Consider the following 18,897-nt stretch of genomic DNA (forward strand, 5'->3'; position numbering starts at 1 on the left):
ATCTCTAACGTGTGGGTATAAACCACCGACAGAGCTGCGAAACTCACATTGGTGGTAGCTCAGACAGGGTTCGCAGTACCGGCGAACGTTAGAAACCCGGCCAACCCGAAGGTTGCCCCGCCTGAGCCACCATTGAATGTGCAAACACGGTATCCGCGTTTGACAGGTACAAGGAAGCCCAACACATCATTATTACATATGTGTTTCTAACGTGATATTCAGGCTGCGAAACCCGGCTGCGGATTTTGCCGCAACGGGTGCACTATAGCGTAACTGAGGGAAGTAAACCAATGGCCTGACGGCGAAAATGAGGGGTGCTTTCCAGAGAAATTTCAGGCGTTGCAGTGAGTTACATCACGCACGATGATGAAAGGCGTCCCGATATCCGCAGGACGCCTTTTTTAATCAGAAGCCGATATTCATGCGCAGCATGATCATCTGCGAGCGGCTGCGTTCCTCATCCAGTCCGAGTGTGCCCTGATAGGCGATGCCCGGAGTCATGTCATGGGGCAGCAGGAAATCCAGCCCCAGGCCGAACACCAGATTTTCCTGACTGTCGCCGTAAACATCGGCGCTAAAGCTGTCATTGCCGGCATCCGCATAACCCAGACGGGCGCGGCCGCGATCGCTGAAAGCCTGAGTGTATTCGACCCGGCTTTGCCAGCGCAGCGTTGACCACGTCAGGGGCAGGGCATATTGAGTACGAACGCCCAGCGCACCGGTCACGTCATTCAGCGTCTGTGAGGCATACGCCAGATCGTAGCCCCCGGCGTTGGATTCGGTGTAGCTGTCCAGCCGGGTGCGCGACAGTTGCAGGCGTCCGTAAGGCGAGACCAGCAGGGCGGGCAGGCGATAGTCATAACCGGATGTCACCGCGCCAAACACCTGATAACCGCCACGATCGCCGCGGGCGAAGTGGTCCATTTCAGTGACGTAACGGCGGCTGTCATAGTCCAGACGGCTGTAGCCGAGCAGGCCATCGATAAAGAAACTGCCCGGATGATAACTGCCGTAAAGCGCCGAGCTGAGGGAACGTCCGTTGCTGCGCGAGCCGCTGTCGCCGATATCGCTGACGTCCCTGCCAAAGCCCATTCCCATGCCGGCGGTAAATGTCGGCGTGAACTGGTAATCCGCGCCGGTGCTGATCCCCACCAGCGTATGGCTGAAACTTACGCCGTCTTTACCGGAATGACCAAAATCGACAAAGCCGCCAGTCCAGTAATTGATGCGGGAGTTGCCGCGGTTAAGCGTGGTCTGCGCGGAGGTTTTATCGGTCAGTTGCGGCAGTTCCGGCAACGGGCGGGTGTTCTTCCACGCGGCATTCCACAGCGTATCATCAGGGCTGCGCTCCTTTTTAGAGGTCGGCATGTTGAAGCGGATGCCGTTCATATCGCTCTGTGTGCTGGCCGGATTATGCAGGGTCTCGAGACGGTCGCTGAAATTGCGGATCTGCGCCCGCGCGAAATTTTGTGCTGACTGAACCTGCGCACTGACCAGCCCGAGCACGTCAGGGTCTTTGGACGGGTCAGGGCGCCCGGTGATGGTCAGCATCACTGTCGCAGGGGCTGATTGTGAACCGGCGGTCAGCAATACATAGCGCAGGGCCACCGTCCCGGAAGCCTGAGCCGTTGCCTGAAAATCCAGATACACACCGTTGCCGCTGTGTTCCAGTGTCGCACTGCCCAGTGTTTTTTCCGGCGAATCGAGCAGACGGGCTGCGGTAAACGGTCCACCGGTAGCGTTTTCAGTCAGGTTTACCCGCACTGATTTCCCCGCCAGTACGGATGCCGTATGGCTGACGCCGACAGGTTGCGCGCGGGTCATGTTGAGTGAATACGCGACCTGCGTAGTCACGCCGCTGGCGTCGGTGGCGGTCAGCGTGAAACTGCTGTGACCTGCGGCGGAGGGCGTGCCGCTCAGGGTATCGCCACTGAGCGTTAATCCGGCGGGCAACGCCCCGGCAATGCGGAACTGATAAGGCGCGGTGCCGCCTGTTGCACTGAACGTCTGGCGGTAAGCCGTACCTTCGCGCCCTTCGGGTAATGCGCCGCTGGCGGGTGTGACGGACAGCGTCGCCGTGGTGACATTCAGTGTGACCCTGGCCTGCGCGCTGCCGAAATTATTGGCGGCGCTGTATATGAAACTGTCGCTGCCGGAATAGCCCGCTACCGGGGTATAGCGGATTTTCAGGTTCTGGATCCGCGCGGTGCCATGCGCGGGTTGTTGCACAATCGCCAGCGAGGTGACCGCGCCACCGGATAACACCGGCTCAATCAGGTTCTCAGTGGTATTGGCCGCCACGGTCGAGGATACCGCGCTGACCACCGGTGCCTGTCCGGCAACGGTCAGCTGATAATTCACCGTGCCGGTGATCCCGTTGCTGTCCGCTGCGCTGACCTGAATGGCATAACTGCCGGAGGCCGCGGGCGTACCTGAAATCTCGCCGTTGCTGGCATTGACGGACAGCCCCGAAGGCAATCCGGATGCGCTGTAGGTGTAAGGGGCGGTGCCGCTGCTGGCCGTTATGGTCTGTGACCACGGCAAACCTGAGGTGGCGGCGGGCAATGCACCGCCTGCCGGTGAGAAGCCAAGCGTGACACTGGCAACGTTCACATTCACAGTGGCAGGCGCTGAAGACCCCCAGTTATTGCTGGCGATGTACGTGAAACTGTCGGCACCTGAAAATCCGGGCGCAGGCGTGTAACTCAGTGAGGTTCCTGAAGCTGTCGCCGTACCATGAAGCGGTGCGGTGGTGACGGTGACTGACGCTGCGACGCCGCCTGAAAGGGCCGGAACGATGGCGTTAATGCTGCTGTTCCCGGCTACGGTGGTGCTGACTGCGCCCGCGACCGGTGCCTGCCCGGTAACGGCAAGGGTGTAGCGCTGACTGCCCGTTGCCGCGTTCGCCGTATCCTGTGCCACAACGGTAATGTTAAAACTGCCCGTTGCGGTCGGCGTGCCCGAAATTTCGCCATTCACTGCCAGTGCTAATCCGGCAGGTAACGCATCCGCAGTAGTAAACTGATAGCTGCCCGACCCGCCCGTTGCGGTCAGTGTCTGGCTGTAGGGGGTGCCGGATGTGGCAGAAGGCAAAGTGACCGGCGACAGGGAGATCACCGGCGCGGCGATATTCACGGTGACGGTCGCAGGGGCTGATGTGCCCCAGTTGTTGCCCGCGGTATAAGTGAAACTGTCCGCGCCGAAATAATTTTGCTGCGGTGTATAAAGGGCGGCTGATCCTGAGAACACCACCGAACCGTGAGCAGGTGCCGATCCCTGCGCCACTAATGTGGTTGCGCCGCCGGAAAGCGGCAGGGTAATTGTATTATTGCTGCTGTTAAATGCCACGCTGGCGCTGGTTGAGCCGGCGACTGGCGCCAGTCCGTTGCGTTGAACCTGAACGGAATAGCCGGACGTGGTGGTGCCGTCGGCGGCCGTCACGGTGACGGTGAGGGTGTTACTACCTTCACTTAACGGTATAGCGCCTGATGCACTGCCGGAAATGACGGAGGTCCCGTTCACTTTTACGGTTGCCGTGCTGTCGGTGGTCACTGGTGTCAGCGTAATGCTGGTCACGCTGTTAGCAACGCTTGCGTTGTAAGAGGTTGTCCCGCTGGAGAAGGTCGGGGAAAGCGAACCCGCAGAAAGTGACAGTGCCGAGAGGGTGGCGTCCGTCGATACGCTTGCCGCTGAGGTACAGGACGCCGTGACAGGACTCAGGTAGCCGTGGCTGGAGGTCAGACGAAAGCGGATCCCCTCCGTCGAAAGCTGAGAACCCGTGTAGGTATAGGTATGCGTTCCTGCGCTCCCGTTATTGGCGTAGTAGCTCATATAGACGCTCTGCGCGTAATTTGTCTTACCAAAACTGTCGGTATCAACCGTATTGCTTGTGCTTCCCGTGCCGTAATCAGTAAAAGTCAGCGTCAGGGTATCCGTTGCCTCAAACTGACTGGCGGGATAAGCCTGAGCAGTAAATGACGCGGTGCTGAAGGTCTGGTTGTTCAGCGCGAGGCATCCGGCAGACTGTGCGATGGCCGGTGAGACAGTAACGAAAGACAACAGAATAAAAGCGCAGATAAAACGGGCGCTGTGCCCGGCTGCGCGGCGAAGGCGAGTCATTAAGGATCCCTGAGATTGACTGACGTGCAGGCGTCGTTTTGTTAGTTTGTTTCAGGGATGTTATAAGAATAGTCCGAAGTCAATCGCGCAAATAACCTGTCAAAAGGGCGGTAATTGTCGCGGATTCTTCTGCTGGCTGACGGGGCTGAGATCCGGCAGCGGCACAGGATGCCAGAAGCGATGCCAGCGGCGAGCCAGATAGCGGCAACTGCGTGCGATCAGGCGTCGGCTGAACCACAGGAAAATCACCAGGATCACCGCCGCGCCTGCCAGCAGGTAAGGGCGCCATTTTTGTTCGCCAGTGGTGCCGCGCAACGCGGCTTCGCTGCCTGCACCCCGTGCCGCCGCTACCTGAAAGGATGCGCCGGGCAGGTCGGCCAGTTGCCATTGCTGATGGCCGGTGTCCCACCATCTGAGCTGAACCGGCGGCAGGGTCACGGTACCCGCCTGTGACGGCAGATAACGCAGGCGTTCCGTCCGCTGTGCGCCTTCCACATCCCCGCGTCCGCGGGTCAGCAACTGATTCTCCGCAGGCAGCCCCTGCGTTTCCGTGCCCGGAATGGCGTAAAGCAGGCGGGGGATCTGGTTCGCCACAATGCCTCCGGCCTGCACCGTCACCGCCCGTTCAATCACATCCCCGGCGTGAAGTTGCTGATCATCGGCGGCGTGAAACTGGGTGATTTTCTGGCTCAGGGTCAGGTGGCTGGCGGGTAAAAACCGGTCCGGTTGCCGGGTGTCCTGCGGCCAGTTCACCGGTTTTTCCAGTGCCGGAAGCGGCACGGTGACCGGCGGCTGACCGGGGGAGGTCAGCGTCACTTCGGTCGCAGGAAGCCGCAGCACGCCCTGATCCCAGGCCATCACCTGCCGTTCGAGGCGGATCCCGCTCCAGTTGGTGCCGTCTTTATGGCGGCTCAGTAACTGATTCGGTAACGGCGTGGTCAGCAGTGATCCGTTTTCAATCACAAAGGCCGGCCATTGCGGTGGCGGATTAAACCAGGTGTCAGTCCAGAAGGTCATGGCCACGCGCAGCGGTTGTCCGGGCACCACGTTATCGGGCGCGACCAGTTCGCGGGTAATGTCCATGGCGGCGCGTGCCGGTAACACGGCCAGCAGCAATATCAGCAACAGGCCTCTCATGGGGCGACCTCCTGATTTGAACGGTAGAGATTTTCCAGCAGGCCGGAAGGGGATACGTCCAGATTGTCATACCACTGACTGACCTGTGGATTCGCGCTGGCGACCGGCTGAATATCCTTCTGGTTCACGCCCTGATTTTTCTTCAGATCGTATTTGATGTCGTCGGGTTTGTAGTCCTTTTCCTTACCCTGTGCAGACTGCCGGTCACGCTCCTGCTGGCGAAGTGTCATGATGATTTTGGCAATTTTTGCCCGGTTATCCTGCGCCATTTTCCAGCCGGGGCGCAGGCTCAGTGCCTGATCGTAACTGTTGATGGCCGGTTGCCACAGCCTTTGCTGCGCGTAGCTGTTGCCGGTCCACAGCAGCACATCGGCGGTCTGCGGAGCCTGACGAAATGATGACGTGGCGGCGACAAAATTACCGGCGCGATACCAGGCAATACCCTGCCACAGCGGATCCTGAAAACGTTCTGCCGCCTGTGAATACTGCCCTTTATCAAAGGCCCGTTGTCCCTGCATATCAGGGCTGATCCACGCATCGCGCCACGCCGCCTGTCCCTGCGGCAGATACAGCATCAACGGCAGCGCCACCACCAGCCAGCACATCAGCTGACGTCGGCAGAACAGCAGCAACAGCAGCACCGGTATCACCAGCAGATAGCCGCTGTTTTTCCAGTGCAGGTCGGCGCGGGCATTGTTTTGGGCGGCAACGGATTGCCGGATATGGCTGGCGATCACCGAAATATCGCTGTCGTCGCTGGTGACCAGCGTCACCGGCACGCCGCCGTCGCGGGTCTCGCTGAACCGCTGAACATTGAGACGGGTATCGATACCGCGCCCGTCATACGCCTGCGGCAGCGCACCGCCGCGCGCCGTACCCGGCACCCAGATCTGGATCGGCAGCCCGGACTCTGTCAGCCAGCGGGCATCTTCAGCCGTCAGGGAATCGGCGATCAGCAGCAAATTACGCGGCGCATCCTGTGTCGCGGGCATGTTTTTTTGCGCCAGCGCGACAGCCTGCCGCAGACCGGAGCCTTCGCCTTCCGGCAAAAGTGACGGCGTCTGTGCATGAAGAAACAACGAATAAAACGCCGGATCCTGCGTCAGCGGCGTGGTCAGCCACGCCTGCGCGTGATACACCACCAGCCCGAAACGGGTGCCCGGCGTGCGGGCCATCAGATCCATGATTTTGCTTTGCATACGCTGATGACGGCTCGGGGCCAGATCCTGCGCCATCATCGCCGGGTCCTGTTGCAGAATGACCATCATGTCACTTTGTGGTGTCAGCGCGGCCGGTAATTCCCGCTGCCAGGTGGGGCCGGAAAGGGCAATCACGCCCAGCGCCATCACCCACGGCAGGGCGCGGGTCAGGCGTTTTTGCTGCCCGATAATCAGCGCCTTCGCGAAAGGTTTATCCATAATCCGGTGCCAGGCGCTGCGCTCGCGGGTGGTGATAAACCCCAGCAGAATGCACAGCAGCAGACCGGACAACCGCCACGGGTAGATGAAATGGAAATCGCTCATGCGGTTTTCTCCCGGAAATAACGCCCAAGACTGAGCAGCAACAGGAGCGCCAGCGCCAGCAGTAACGGCCACTGGAACAGCGGGAGATGCCATGACCAGCCGATGGATTTCACCTGAACCGGCGTGATGGCATCGATTTCCTGCCAGACGCTGTCGAGTGACGCGCCGGAGTTGCTGGCGGTCCAGGATTTGCCGCCGGTGATCCGGGCGATATCCTGCAACAACGGCAGATCGACTTTGTCATCACCGGTGCTGGTGACATCGCCAAAGGCAATGGTATGCACCTGAACGTGATGAGAGACCGCCAGTTGCGCCGCGAGCGGCGGGGCGAGCTGCGAGGCGGTGTCATTGCCGTCGGTCAGTAAAATCGCCAGTTTGCTGGCGTCTTTGTTGGCGGTGGTATCCAGCAGTTTCACCCCGACGCCCAGCGCGTCGCCGATCGCCGTCTGTTGTCCGATCATGCCGGGCGACAGCTGATTGATCCGCGTCTGCAACGCCTGTTTATCTTCACTGACTGGCGCGAAAGGCCAGGCGTGGCTGGCAAAAATCACCAGCCCGATGCGGTCAGATTTACGCTGTGCGACAAACTTTCTCACCGACGCCTGCACGGCCTGCAAACGGGTCTCGCCGCCCGCCACATCGTTTTTTGCCATCGACCCGGAGACATCGAGGATCAGCACCACGTCACGCATCGGTTTCTGAATATGCTGCGGTGGCGTCAGGTATTCCGGTCGGGAAAGCGCCACCACCAGCAACATCCAGATAACCCAGAACAGAATGTTGCTCAGTTTACTGCTGCGCACCGGCTGGCTGTTGAGTTTCACTTCGTCGATCAGTTCGGGCAGGAAAGGCACGCGCACCCGTTCTTTCACCTCATTGTCCCGAGGCAGGAAGTAGCGGCTGATCAGCGGCAGGAAAATCAGTAAACCGGCCCACGGCCAGGCGAAATCGAGGCGGCTCAGAAACTCAGACATGCGGCAGTTTCTCCAGCCAGGTTTTCAGTTGGGATTGCAGACGGGCATTTTGCTCACTGTCCAGTGCGTTATCCGGCTGGCAGTAGCGCGCGCTGAGCTGCTGACGCAGATCCGCATCAATATCGACCTGTTGCAGGACGTGTTCCGGTGTCAGCCACTGGCTGACCGCCGCGCGGGGCTGATGCATTAACAGAATACGTTTGATCAGTGAGAGCCAGCCGTCGGCATCGTGCGCATGACGCAACGCGGCCAGCGCCTGACGTCGCCAGAGATTTCGCCGCCAGCGGGCCAGACGATACAGCAGAAAAATCAGCAGCAGCGCGATAAGCACGCCCGCCAGAACAAACCAGCCGGGAGGAAGGGGAAACCACGAGAACCGGCCGGGCAGGGCGGGCTGAAACAAATCCGGAACGCTAAATCCTTTTTCCAGCATTCAAAGCCCCCTTTGCAGTTGCCGGAGTAAATCCTGTGTCACCACGATCTGATTGACGCGGATCCCAAGCCGGGTCAGTTTTTTCTCCTGCCCGCTGAGGCGGGCGGTGATGCTGTTTTGTATCTCATCGCGCAGCACGCCTGACAGGGAGAACTCGGCTTCATGCCCGCGATAATTGGCCGCCAGATTGCCCGAGGCAGGCAGACGAAGGTGCAGATCGTCGAGAATAACAAACGCGCTGACTTCACAGCGGCGGCGCAGGGCCGCCAGCAGGGCTTCGCATTCCGCATCCAGATCATGAAAATCACTGAGCAGCGCCACCCATGAACCGGCCGGGATCAGCCGGCGGGCATGTTGCAAGACGGCGGAAAGTGACAACGACGTGGCCGGTTCTGCCGGATAACGCGGCGGCAGCGCCTGATTATAGTGGAGTAAATCATCCAGCACATGATTGAGATTTGCAGAGGGCGCCCGGCATTTTTGCAGGGCATACCCGGCATCGCCGAACACGGCGCTCCCCAGACGATCACCGTCGTGCCAGCTGCGCCAGGCCAGTAATCCGGCAATTTTTGCCGCCACCACCGATTTTGTCTGCCCGCGCGTGGCAAAGAACATGTCGAGCCGCTGATCGACAATCAGAAAAACCGGGCGCTCGCGCTCTTCGTTATACAGGCGTATCCACGGCGTCCGCAGGCGTGCGGTGGCCTGCCAGTCGATCAGCCGGACATCATCACCGGCCTGATAACGCCGCAGACTGTCAAAATTTAATCCGCGCCCCTGCTGGCGCGACACCCGTTCACCGGCCAGCGCACCGGGCGGGATTTGCCCCGGCGGATTCGACAACAGTTTCGCCTCTCCGGCCAGTGCCATCAGCGTGTCACGGTCAATCGCCAGCGGGTTTTCCATCAGGCCACCACCGCGTCGAGCAACATGCGGATGACCTCATCCGGCGAACAGTTATCGGCATTGGCCTGATAGCTGAGCATCAGGCGGTGACGCAATACGGCAGGGGCAATCTGGCGGATATCTTCCGGCAACACCGCGTCGCGGCCTTCCAGCCATGCCAGCGCACGCCCGCAGCGATCGAGCGCCAGCGTGCCGCGCGGACTGGCGCCAAAAGTAATGTAGCTGGCCAGCGTATCGCTGGCGCCCTGCGGATGGCGGGTCATTTCGACCAGATTCACAATGTAGTTTTCCACCACCGGCGCGACATAAATGGCAGAGATTTCCTGCCAGCAGGTGGCGATATCCTGTTGCGTCAGCATCAGGGTTTCCGCCTGTTCCGCAGGGGATCCTACCTCTGTCTGCTGGTATTTTTGCTGCTGTTCGGCGCGCACCAGTTGCATCACTTTTTGTTCGTTTTCCCGCGACGGATAATCCACCAGCACTTTCATCAGAAAACGGTCAAGCTGTGCTTCCGGCAGCGGCCAGGTGCCTTCCTGATCCACCGGGTTTTGCGTCGCCAGCACCATAAACACACCGGGCAACGGCCAGGTTTTTCCGGCCACGGTCACATGGCGTTCTTCCATGGCTTCCAGCAAGGCGGACTGCACCCGCGCCGAGGCACGGTTGATTTCATCGGCGAGAATAATGTTGCCGAACACCGGACCGGGGCGGAAGCGAAACTGTTCCTCTTCGCGGGTGGCGTGCTGCTGGTAGATTTCACTGCCGGTAATGTCAGAGGGCAGGAGATCCGGCGTGAACTGAATGCGGCTGAATTCGCCTTCCACATGGCGGGCAAGCTCGCGCACGGCGCGGGTTTTTGCCAGTCCGGGCAGCCCTTCCAGCAACACATGACCATCACACAGCAGGGCGATCAGTAACATGCGCACCAGCGATTGCTGGCCGATCACCTGTTCATTCATCCGCTGTTCAAGCTGCAACAGCTTTTCTCTGTTTGTCATCGCTTTAATCCTGAAAAGTCACGTTTCACCAGCGTGGCGATCCCCACCAGTATCGGCTCGGCGTAGTTAAAGAAAGCTTTGATGCCGGGACAGAGATAGTTAAGGCCCGTTTCGCCGTCCGGAGCGCGGACGATGCGGTTTTTCGGGCATTCTCCCCAGCAAAGTTTCAGGTACGGGCAGGATTTGCAGTAGGCGGGCAGGGTGTCTTTTTTCCCCATGCCGAAGGCTTTCTGACGTTCGGAAAACGCCATGTGCGCCAGTTGCGTATCGGCAATATTTCCCAGCTGGTATTCCGGGTAGACGTAGTGGTCGCAGGAATAAATATCGCCGTTTTTCTCTACCGCCAGCCCTTTGCCGCAAAATTCAGAGGCGGTACAAATCTGCGCGGGCATCCCCATGGTCTGGGCGACGGCGGTTTCGAACAGATTGACCTGAACGCGGCCTAAATCGTTGTTCACCCATTCTTCAAACACCGCGATCAGAAACGTGCCCCAGTCGTTGGGATCGACCGACCAGTCGGTGACGACAGAGTCCAGATCGCCTGGTCTGGCGCGGCGGGAGCCGGTCACCGGGATGGTGTCATCACGCCAGAACTGGGGCGCGGTGACTTTGAAATCAACGGGTTCGACGCACGGGTTAAACTGCACATAGGTTGCCCCCAGTTCCCGCGTCATAAAGCGATACACTTCCAGCGGAAAGCGGGCATTGGTCCGGTTGACCGTCACCAGTGCGTTGAAAGGCACCTTGTATTTTTTCAGCGCCGCAACGCCTTGCATGACTTTGTCGAAAGTCGGCTTGCCGCTGCGCGTGACGCGGTAGCGGTCATGAAGTTCCCGCGGGCCATCGATGGAGATGCCCACCAGAAAATGGTGTTCTTTCAGAAACTCGGCCCACTTGTCGTTAATCAGCACGCCGTTGGTCTGTAAATCGTTTTCGATGCGCTGACCGGGCTTCTGATACTGTTTCTGAAATTTCACCACTTTCTCAAAAAACGGCAGTCCCATTAATGTCGGCTCACCGCCCTGCCAGGAGAACACCACCTGTTCGCCGTCCTGACCGTCAATGTACTGGCGGATAAAATTCTCCAGCACCTCATCACTCATGCCGGTGTGCCGGTCCTGATGCAGCAGATCTTCTTTACTCAGGTAAAAACAGTAGGAGCAATCGAGGTTACAGGTTGAGCCGCTGGGCTTGGCCATTACGTGGAAGCGTCGCGTATATTCCGGGCCTGTACCGTCATACTTTTCTGCTGACGGTAATGCTTTAACAGGCAATGTGGTGCTGTACTTCATCGCGCCTCCTGAGGGAAGTACCGGGCAGGGGTCTGCCCGGTGGGTGACAAGTTAGTTGTTCGCGTTTGCACCTTCTTCAAGCATCGCCGACGCATCGGAAACCGTGAACGAACCGGGTTTCTGACGTGGCGGGAACTCTTTGAAGGTATCCAGCATCTCTTTCACATATTTCTGCGCGCCACCCAGCAGGAACAGGCGGTCGTAGTACCAGGTGTTGTAGCCCATACCGTCAGAGCCTTTCTCCAGCGGATCGACGTCCAGATCGAAAATCATCGGTGCGCGGAGTTTGGTGAACGGATAGCGCCACAGATCCAGACCGGTGTGTTCCTGGATCATGAAGTGGGCTTTCCAGCGGCCATAACGGATAGCCAGCAGGTCGCCGTCATCGCTCCAGTAGAAGAATTCCTTACGCGGATCTTCGCCTTTGCCCTGCAGGAAATCGAGCTGGTTATAGCCGTCGAGATGAACTTTGTAGGTGATGGATGGCGTTTTATAGCCTTTGAGGAGTTGCTCTTTGATATCCGGCACACCGGCTGCTGCCACCAGCGTCGGGAACCAGTCGTTACTGCCGAAAATATCATTGATCAGCGTGCCTGGTTTGATGTGGCCCGGCCATCGGATCATCGCCGGAACGCGGAAACCGCCTTCCCAGCCGGTGTTTTTCTCCCCACGGAACGGCGTAATCCCCGCATCCGGCCAGGTGGCCGTCATCGGACCGTTATCGGTGGTGTACAGCACGATAGTGTTATCTTCGATGCCGAGATCTTTAATCTTCTGCAACACCTCGCCGACCATCTTGTCATGCTCGACCATGCCGTCTGCGTAAGTGCCCAGCCCCGTCACACCGATACTGCCGTCTTTCAGGTGCGTTTTGTTGTGCATGCGGGTGGTGTTAAACCAGGTGAAGAACGGCTTACCGGCATGGGTCTGGCGTTCCATAAAGTCATTGTTGGCGGCAAGGGTTTCTTCATCCACCGTCCCCATACGTTTGACGGTAAGCGGGCCGGTATCTTCGATTTTGCCATCCGCCGAGCTTTTAATGACGCCACGCGGGCCGAACTGTTTACGGAATTCCGGATCTTTCGGGTAATCCGGATTTTCAGGTTCTTCTTCGGCATTCAGGTGATAAAGGTTACCGAGGAACTCATCAAACCCGTGCGCAGTGGGCAGAAACTCATCGCGGTCACCGAGATGGTTTTTACCAAACTGACCGGTGGCGTAACCCAGTTGTTTGAGAATATTGGCGATGGTCGGGTCTTCTTTTTGCAGGCCTTGCGGTGCACCCGGCATACCGACTTTACTCATCCCGGTACGGAACGGCATTTGTCCGGTAATAAAGGAAGATCGCCCCGCGGTGGAACTCTGCTCAGCATAATAGGAAGTAAATTTCGCACCTTCACTGGCAATACTGTCAATGTTGGGCGTTTTATATCCCATCATTCCCTGGTTATAAGTACTTAAATTCCAGTAACCGATATCATCGCCAAAAATAACCACGATGTTAGGTTTTGACGTGTCCTGCTTGGGGGCATTTTCAGGTGAACCCGCAGCGGGCGTGGGATCTGCCGCTGCTGCGGTGCCAGACATCAGGGCGAGCATGCTGGCAACCATCGTCCGCCTGAAAGATACTTTGTTAACCATATTGGTCACTCCGTTCATTGAGGGCTGGGATTAAGTCAAATTGAGTATAGTAAAGCTCTGAAATGTCTCATTACCTTCGGAAAGAACAGGCAATAAAAGGAATGCAGGGAATAAGCGTCTGTCACGGTGTGATTTTGTAAAGATGATAACCTGATGAATTATCAATCATTAAATTGTGCCTTTTGATTTGCGCAAAGCACAATTCTGGACAGGGCAAGGGAGAAGTTTTTATCTTTTTTATGAAAAGACAGGGCTGACAGCTGGGGGAAATGAGGGAATGAGCGGGATAAGAAGACAATCACAGGATTATGGAATCCTGTGATTGTCATTGTGGATCCTGACTACTGGCGGTTGCTCCACACGGTCTGCACGTTACAGAATTCGCGTAAACCGAAGTGCGACAATTCGCGGCCATAGCCACTTTTCTTCACACCCCCAAATGCCACGCGCGGATCGGACGCACTGTAACCGTTGATAAAGACACCGCCGGTTTCCAGCTCGCCGGTCATCTGTTCTGCCAGATCAAGGTCAGCAGTGAAAATGGTCGCAGTCAGACCAAAATCGCTGTCATTCGCCAGTTCAACGGCATGTTCAGCGTTACGCGCGACACTGATCGCCGCCACCGGCCCGAACAGCTCCTGACGGAACGCGGTCATTTCCGGCGTGACGTTGCTCAGGATGGTCGGTGCGTAGAAGTTACCATTACCGGCCATTTTTTCGCCGCCCAGTAACAGGGTTGCGCCTCCACGCAGGCTGTCCTGAACCTGCTTATCCAGCTCATCACGCAGATCGAAACGTGCCATCGGGCCGATATAGGTCGCGTCATCCAGCGGATCGCCCGTCACCAGCGCCTGAGTGGCGGCAACAAATTTCTCAGTAAAGGTTTCCAGCACGCCTTCTTCAATGATCAGACGCTTTGCCGCAGCGCAAACCTGCCCGGTGTTCTGGTAGCGACCGGCAACGGCGGCTTTCACGGCGGCATCTATATCGGCATCATTGAGCACGATAAACGGATCAGAACCGCCCAGTTCCAGCACGCATTTCTTCACGGCTTTACCGGCCAGTTCAGCAATCGCAGCACCGGCGCGCACGCTGCCGGTGACCGTCACAGCGACCACGCGCGGATCAGCAATCAGATCGGCTACGGCCGCATTCCCGACGTTAATCACACCAAACGCACCCGCCGGGAAACCGGCTTTCAGTGCCGCCTGTTTCACCAGATAAGTGGTGCCCATGACGTTCGGGGCGGGCTTGAGAAGGAATGTATTTCCCGCCAGTAATGCAGGCACCGCACCGCGCAGAATTTGCCAGACCGGGAAGTTCCACGGCATCACCGCCAGGATCATGCCGGAAGGGCGATAATGGATGTGCGCTTCACCGTTATCGATCTGAGTCGGTTCCGGTGCCAGCATGGCCGGGCCATTCTGGGCATACCATTCACACAGGTTGGCTGATTTTTCGACTTCCGCACGCGCCTGTTTCACGGGTTTACCCATTTCACGGCTGATCATGCGGGCAATATCTTCGCTGGCTTCACGCAGTTCAGCGGCCAGATGCACCAGAAGTGCGGCCCGTTGCGCGACATCAGTTTTGCGCCAGTGTTTAAATGCGTTGCTGCCCTGCGCAACAGTCGCTTCAAGTGCCAGCGGCGTATCGTAAGGGTATTCACCGAGGCGTTCGCCGTTGAACGGGTTCAGTGAAATGGCGTGTGTTTGTGTGCTGGCAGTGGTCATTTTTTATTCCTCATTAATCCGGTCTGTGAAGAATAGAGGCTTGCAGGGATGAATAAAAATGAATAAAAATAAGTAAACCGTTCACTTTTTGAGAAAGACTATGAATCTGTCACAACTGGAGATGTTCCGTGCCGTTGCCGAAACCGGCAGTATCAGCGCCGCCGCGCAACGTGTTCATCGTGTGCCGTCAAACCTGACCACAAGGATTAAGCAGCTGGAAGCAGAGCTGGGCGTGGAACTGTTTATCCGCGAGAACCAGCGGCTGCGCCTTTCTCCGGCCGGACGTAACTTTCTCAACTACAACAACCGCATTCTGGATCTGGTCGAAGAGGCAAGAGTCTCGGTGGCGGGAACGGAACCGCAGGGCGTATTCACGCTGGGTGCGCTGGAAAGCGCGGCGGCGGTGCGCATTCCGGCGCTGCTGGCGCGTTATCATCAGCAGTTCAGCAAAGTTGAACTGGCGCTGAGCACCGGCCCGTCCGGCGAACTGCTGGATAAATTGCTGGAAGGCGAACTGGAAGCGACCTTTGTTGACGGGCCGGTGCTGCATCCGGTGCTGGATGGCATGCCGGTATTTCAGGAAGAGATGGTTATCGTTGCACCGCGGCATCACGCGCCGGTGACACGCGGGCAGGACGTCAATGGCGAAATTGTGTATGCGTTCCGCTCAAATTGTTCATACCGGCGGCATTTCGAAAGCTGGTTTGCGGATGACGGGGCCGCGCCCGGAAAAATCTACGAAATGGAATCCTACCATGGCATGCTGGCGTGCGTGATTGCCGGAGGCGGACTGGCGCTGATGCCGCGCAGTATGCTGGAAAGTATGCCAGGGAGCGGCACGGTAAGTCTCTGGCCGCTGGCGGATAACTACCGTTATCTGACTACCTGGCTGATGTGGCGGCGGGGAGTGTTAACACGAAACTTGTCAGAGTTTACCAGGATGGCTTCAGAAGTGACGGTCAGCCTTCCGCAACCTGCAAAATAATCTGCCAGTCCAGCGCAAGCTTTAACATCACACAGGCGGCACAGACGACAAAAATGGTTTTGAACATGGTTTACCCTGATATTTACTGTGATTCGAATCACAGTTTAAAGCCATCACTGTTAAATCGCTTCTAAAATTTTGTGCCGTTAATGCCTTTTGCGCGGCATTTTAGGATTATTTTTATCGGGATGTGTAATTGAACATCAAAAAATCGCACCGGAAGATAAAGAATGTGTACGTTTTGTACATAATAGCAACATGATTTATTCACGCAGCGAGACTATTATAAAGGCGCGCAAATTTGCGTTAATAATATTTTTTTGCTTATTTTGAAGTCTGCGAAGTCGTTTGTTCGTTAAAATTTAATTTATTCAGACACAACAAGTCCTTATAAAAAAACACGAATGCTGCCCGGCAACAAGTAAAACGCTGCCACAGGAATTGTGTAATAGCGTGTAATATTATCCTTGCGCAATTGATATCATTATTTGTTTGTGTAGAATCAGGGTCACTAATTTAATGATACCCCTCTAAAGTGAGCACATCATGGACAACGCGTTAAACGTTTTGAATAATATCCGTACACTTCGGGCTCAGGCTCGTGAAATGCCACTGAGTACTCTCGAAGAAATTCTTGAGAAGCTGACCGCAGTTGTTGAAGAATCGCGCGATAATGCAAAAGCACTCAGCGCACAGCAACAAGAACGTGACGAAAAATTACTGAAATACCGTGAAATGCTGGCTAACGATGGCATCGCCATTGATGACCTGCTGGGCCACCAGCCAGTGAAAGAAAGCACCAAAGCAAAACGTAAACCGCGCCCGGCGATTTATGCCTACACCGACACCGATGGTGAGAAGAAAACCTGGACCGGCCAGGGTCGTACTCCTTCTGCTATTAAAGCCGCTCTGGATGGCGGCGCGACACTGGAAAGCTTCCTGATCGCGCGTTAACCGAACCGCTGATGTGTTTGGATCTTGTCTGCTCTGTTTATTACAGGGCAGATAAGCTATTTGTTAACACTATTCTTTTCCCTGTTATTCATTGACGTTAAAGATCGCCTTCTCTCCTCTTTGTCCTTTCCGCCCATTCAATAATGTCTCTTAATGTGAATTTGAGTCTCTACAAGTAAGATCAACATCACTTCGTTTACCGGAACGTCTGTACAACCCTGATATTCCCCTGCGTAAATTACAATCACTCGCGGGTGTTTGTTTTAGGAGGCTGCGCGATACCCGCGGGATTAAAGCGGCGTCCTGTAAAAGGGGCGTACATACCTGAACGATTAAGAATGATGCATTACCGTCCGGAGGATTTTTAACGCAATATTACGACGGCCACCTGCGCACGATGTTTAATATCCATCTGGCGGAAAGTATTAAACCCGACCGGATATTATTGAAACAGTTAAGCATTACTCATCAATGGCCCGCGAACACGGGCCAGAGAGGGGGGCAGCAGCCTATACTTCGGCTGCTGCTTTGACGCAAATTTAGGCTTCGATTGGTGCACGCCAGTCATCGGCACCAGAAGTACCCGCTGTTGTGTGTTCCCAGTTGATTTTGCGGTAAGCCAGAGATACACGCACAAGTTGAGTAAATTCTGCTTTCGTCAAATCCTGGCAGTGTGGCATTTTGCAGTCGATGTCGATAATTGTGGCGTCTTCAAGTTTCGTCGTGAAGAAGTGCTCTTGTTTCCCCTCGACAGAAGTGCGGTACCACTTCAACTCTACTTCCGGCAACATTTCGCCCGAAGCCAGTGCGTTATAAAGTAACGGGACGGCTTTGTTATAGGCTACGGTAAAACGGAATGGTTTATGTGCACGCTGGCCGGAAGGCTGACCTGACTGCGGGTCAGTGGGTACAGTGACGATGTGTTCAAACTCCTGAACCAGCATCTGGTCTTCGTGACCCTGAACATAAATATTCCCGACTGACTCGGCGGTGAAAGCACCTGCGGTAATATTGCCCTGTGTTTTCCCCTTGATAGCAATATAAGCTGGAGTTGGCATCTTTAGTTTCCTTGATAGTTAAAAACACATGATTAGTGATATTAGAATATTAAGGGGATCGCTTTACGCGAGCCTTAATACAGCGAAAATCGACACATCAATTTCCGGATGCACTATAAATCGGAAATGACCCATAACCAAGGCGAGGCAGAAAGCATTCAAATTTGGTTAGCAGGTACGGTTATAATTTTTGCAAAATCAGCATTAAATGCTGGGTAAATTCTATGGCCAGAGGTGATGGATAACAAAGCAAAGAAGTATTCATATGTTGTATGAATTAATCATTTGTTTTATAACAGTATTTTATTTTTTAATGATTTTTCACATGATCGCAAATAATATTTTTAAACTGTTTTTAGAAATATAAGTAAGTCGTTTCCTTAAAAATCAGGTGAGGTTTTTTATATTTTGTTTAAAGTGGTGCATGCGGTTAAAAATAATATATGATATTGAGCTACTATCGTTTCCGGCAAAGCCTGTTATACCTGAGCCATATGTTTTGGAATAAACCATTCCTGTGATTTATGGATGTAGGGATTCCTCAGGTTTAAGCGAACGTCTTGTTTTCAATATCCCACTTATTTCTGACGCAGGAAAATACAGTATTTAGCGGCTCTATCTCAGTAACTAAAAGGACATGTTATGAGTAAAAGTAATCAAAGCAGCGTGGCACCCAAGGAAAGAATAAACATCAAGTACGTTCCCAACACAGGGGACCAGGTTGCTGAAATCGAATTGCCACTCAATTTGTTGGTCGTTGGGGATCTGAAAGGGGTTCGCGAAGAGACTCCGATTGAAGAGCGGCAGATTGTTTCAATCAATAAAAATAACTTCAACGCAGTGATGAGTGAAGCCAGCATTGACCTGACATTTAGCGTTCCCAATCGCCTGGAAGGAGAGGGGAAAGAGGATATGGCGGTCACAATAGGTATCAATTCGCTGGATGATTTTTCGCCTGACAATGTCGCCAGAAAAGTCCCTGAACTCAAAAAACTTCTCGAATTGCGCGAAGCCCTGGTGGCATTAAAGGGGCCATTAGGAAATATCCCCGCCTTCCGATCTCGCTTACAGGAGTTGCTGAGTAACGAAGAAATGCGTGAGCAACTGCTCAAAGAATTGGATGTTCTTAATCAGAAGTAATTGA

At 55.4% G+C, this 18,897-nt stretch carries 15 protein-coding genes; 3 read left to right on the forward strand and 12 right to left on the reverse strand.

What is annotated here, in order from left to right; genetic code table 11:
* Positions 1–405: 405 nt before the first annotated feature.
* The 11 genes from EDF78_RS02325 to EDF78_RS02370 all read right to left on the reverse strand — a co-directional run bounded on the left by EDF78_RS02325 (position 406) and on the right by EDF78_RS02370 (position 14,756).
* Complete coding sequence (locus EDF78_RS02325; RefSeq protein ID WP_133822426.1) at positions 406–4,119, reverse strand: autotransporter domain-containing protein; 3,714 nt, start codon at positions 4,117–4,119, stop codon at positions 406–408.
* A gap of 99 nt (positions 4,120–4,218) precedes the next feature.
* Entirely contained in the window at positions 4,219–5,256 is a 1,038-nt protein-coding gene (locus tag EDF78_RS02330) for a BatD family protein (RefSeq protein WP_133822427.1), read from the reverse strand.
* A complete protein-coding gene (locus EDF78_RS02335; RefSeq protein WP_133822428.1) occupies positions 5,253–6,779 on the reverse strand; it encodes a VWA domain-containing protein in 1,527 nt (508 codons plus the stop codon). Before EDF78_RS02335 ends, EDF78_RS02330 begins: the two co-directional genes overlap by 4 nt.
* Complete coding sequence (locus tag EDF78_RS02340) at positions 6,776–7,753, reverse strand: VWA domain-containing protein (protein ID WP_133822429.1); 978 nt, start codon at positions 7,751–7,753, stop codon at positions 6,776–6,778. Before EDF78_RS02340 ends, EDF78_RS02335 begins: the two co-directional genes overlap by 4 nt.
* Complete coding sequence (locus tag EDF78_RS02345) at positions 7,746–8,186, reverse strand: DUF4381 family protein (RefSeq protein WP_133822430.1); 441 nt, start codon at positions 8,184–8,186, stop codon at positions 7,746–7,748. Before EDF78_RS02345 ends, EDF78_RS02340 begins: the two co-directional genes overlap by 8 nt.
* Positions 8,187–9,092 (reverse strand): DUF58 domain-containing protein, encoded by a 906-nt coding sequence (locus tag EDF78_RS02350; protein WP_133822431.1) that lies wholly within the window; start codon positions 9,090–9,092, stop codon positions 8,187–8,189.
* Positions 9,092–10,090, reverse strand: coding sequence for a MoxR family ATPase (locus tag EDF78_RS02355; protein ID WP_133822432.1), 999 nt, complete (start codon positions 10,088–10,090; stop codon positions 9,092–9,094). Before EDF78_RS02355 ends, EDF78_RS02350 begins: the two co-directional genes overlap by 1 nt.
* Complete coding sequence (locus EDF78_RS02360) at positions 10,087–11,382, reverse strand: anaerobic sulfatase maturase (protein WP_119824825.1); 1,296 nt, start codon at positions 11,380–11,382, stop codon at positions 10,087–10,089. The genes EDF78_RS02355 and EDF78_RS02360 overlap by 4 nt, the downstream gene beginning before the upstream one ends.
* Before the next feature lie 51 nt (positions 11,383–11,433).
* On the reverse strand, positions 11,434–13,023 hold the full coding sequence (locus EDF78_RS02365) for an arylsulfatase (RefSeq protein ID WP_133822433.1): 1,590 nt from the start codon (positions 13,021–13,023) through the stop codon (positions 11,434–11,436).
* A gap of 161 nt (positions 13,024–13,184) precedes the next feature.
* Positions 13,185–13,352: a hypothetical protein gene (locus EDF78_RS25525; protein WP_166654438.1), complete on the reverse strand. Its 168-nt coding sequence runs from the start codon at positions 13,350–13,352 to the stop codon at positions 13,185–13,187.
* A 12-nt stretch (positions 13,353–13,364) separates the two neighbouring features.
* Positions 13,365–14,756 (reverse strand): aldehyde dehydrogenase family protein, encoded by a 1,392-nt coding sequence (locus EDF78_RS02370; protein WP_133822434.1) that lies wholly within the window; start codon positions 14,754–14,756, stop codon positions 13,365–13,367.
* Positions 14,757–14,856: 100 nt separating this feature from the next.
* Here EDF78_RS02370 and EDF78_RS02375 point away from each other — a divergent pair, with 100 nt between their 5' ends.
* Positions 14,857–15,741: a LysR family transcriptional regulator gene (locus EDF78_RS02375; RefSeq protein WP_133822435.1), complete on the forward strand. Its 885-nt coding sequence runs from the start codon at positions 14,857–14,859 to the stop codon at positions 15,739–15,741.
* Between the two features lie 546 nt (positions 15,742–16,287).
* Positions 16,288–16,695, forward strand: a complete 408-nt coding sequence (locus EDF78_RS02380; protein ID WP_119824818.1) for an H-NS family nucleoid-associated regulatory protein — start codon at positions 16,288–16,290, stop codon at positions 16,693–16,695.
* Positions 16,696–17,234: 539 nt separating this feature from the next.
* On the opposite strand, the gene EDF78_RS02385 is transcribed toward EDF78_RS02380, so the two are convergent.
* Positions 17,235–17,753, reverse strand: a complete 519-nt coding sequence (locus tag EDF78_RS02385) for an Hcp family type VI secretion system effector (protein WP_133822436.1) — start codon at positions 17,751–17,753, stop codon at positions 17,235–17,237.
* Positions 17,754–18,395: 642 nt separating this feature from the next.
* Between EDF78_RS02385 and tssB the strand changes: the two genes are divergently transcribed.
* Positions 18,396–18,893, forward strand: coding sequence for a type VI secretion system contractile sheath small subunit (gene tssB, locus EDF78_RS02390; protein WP_133822437.1), 498 nt, complete (start codon positions 18,396–18,398; stop codon positions 18,891–18,893).
* Positions 18,894–18,897: the final 4 nt, after the last annotated feature.

The sequence above is a fragment of the Rahnella sp. BIGb0236 genome (genome assembly GCF_004364755.1).
Taxonomy (GTDB): domain Bacteria; phylum Pseudomonadota; class Gammaproteobacteria; order Enterobacterales; family Enterobacteriaceae; genus Rahnella; species Rahnella victoriana.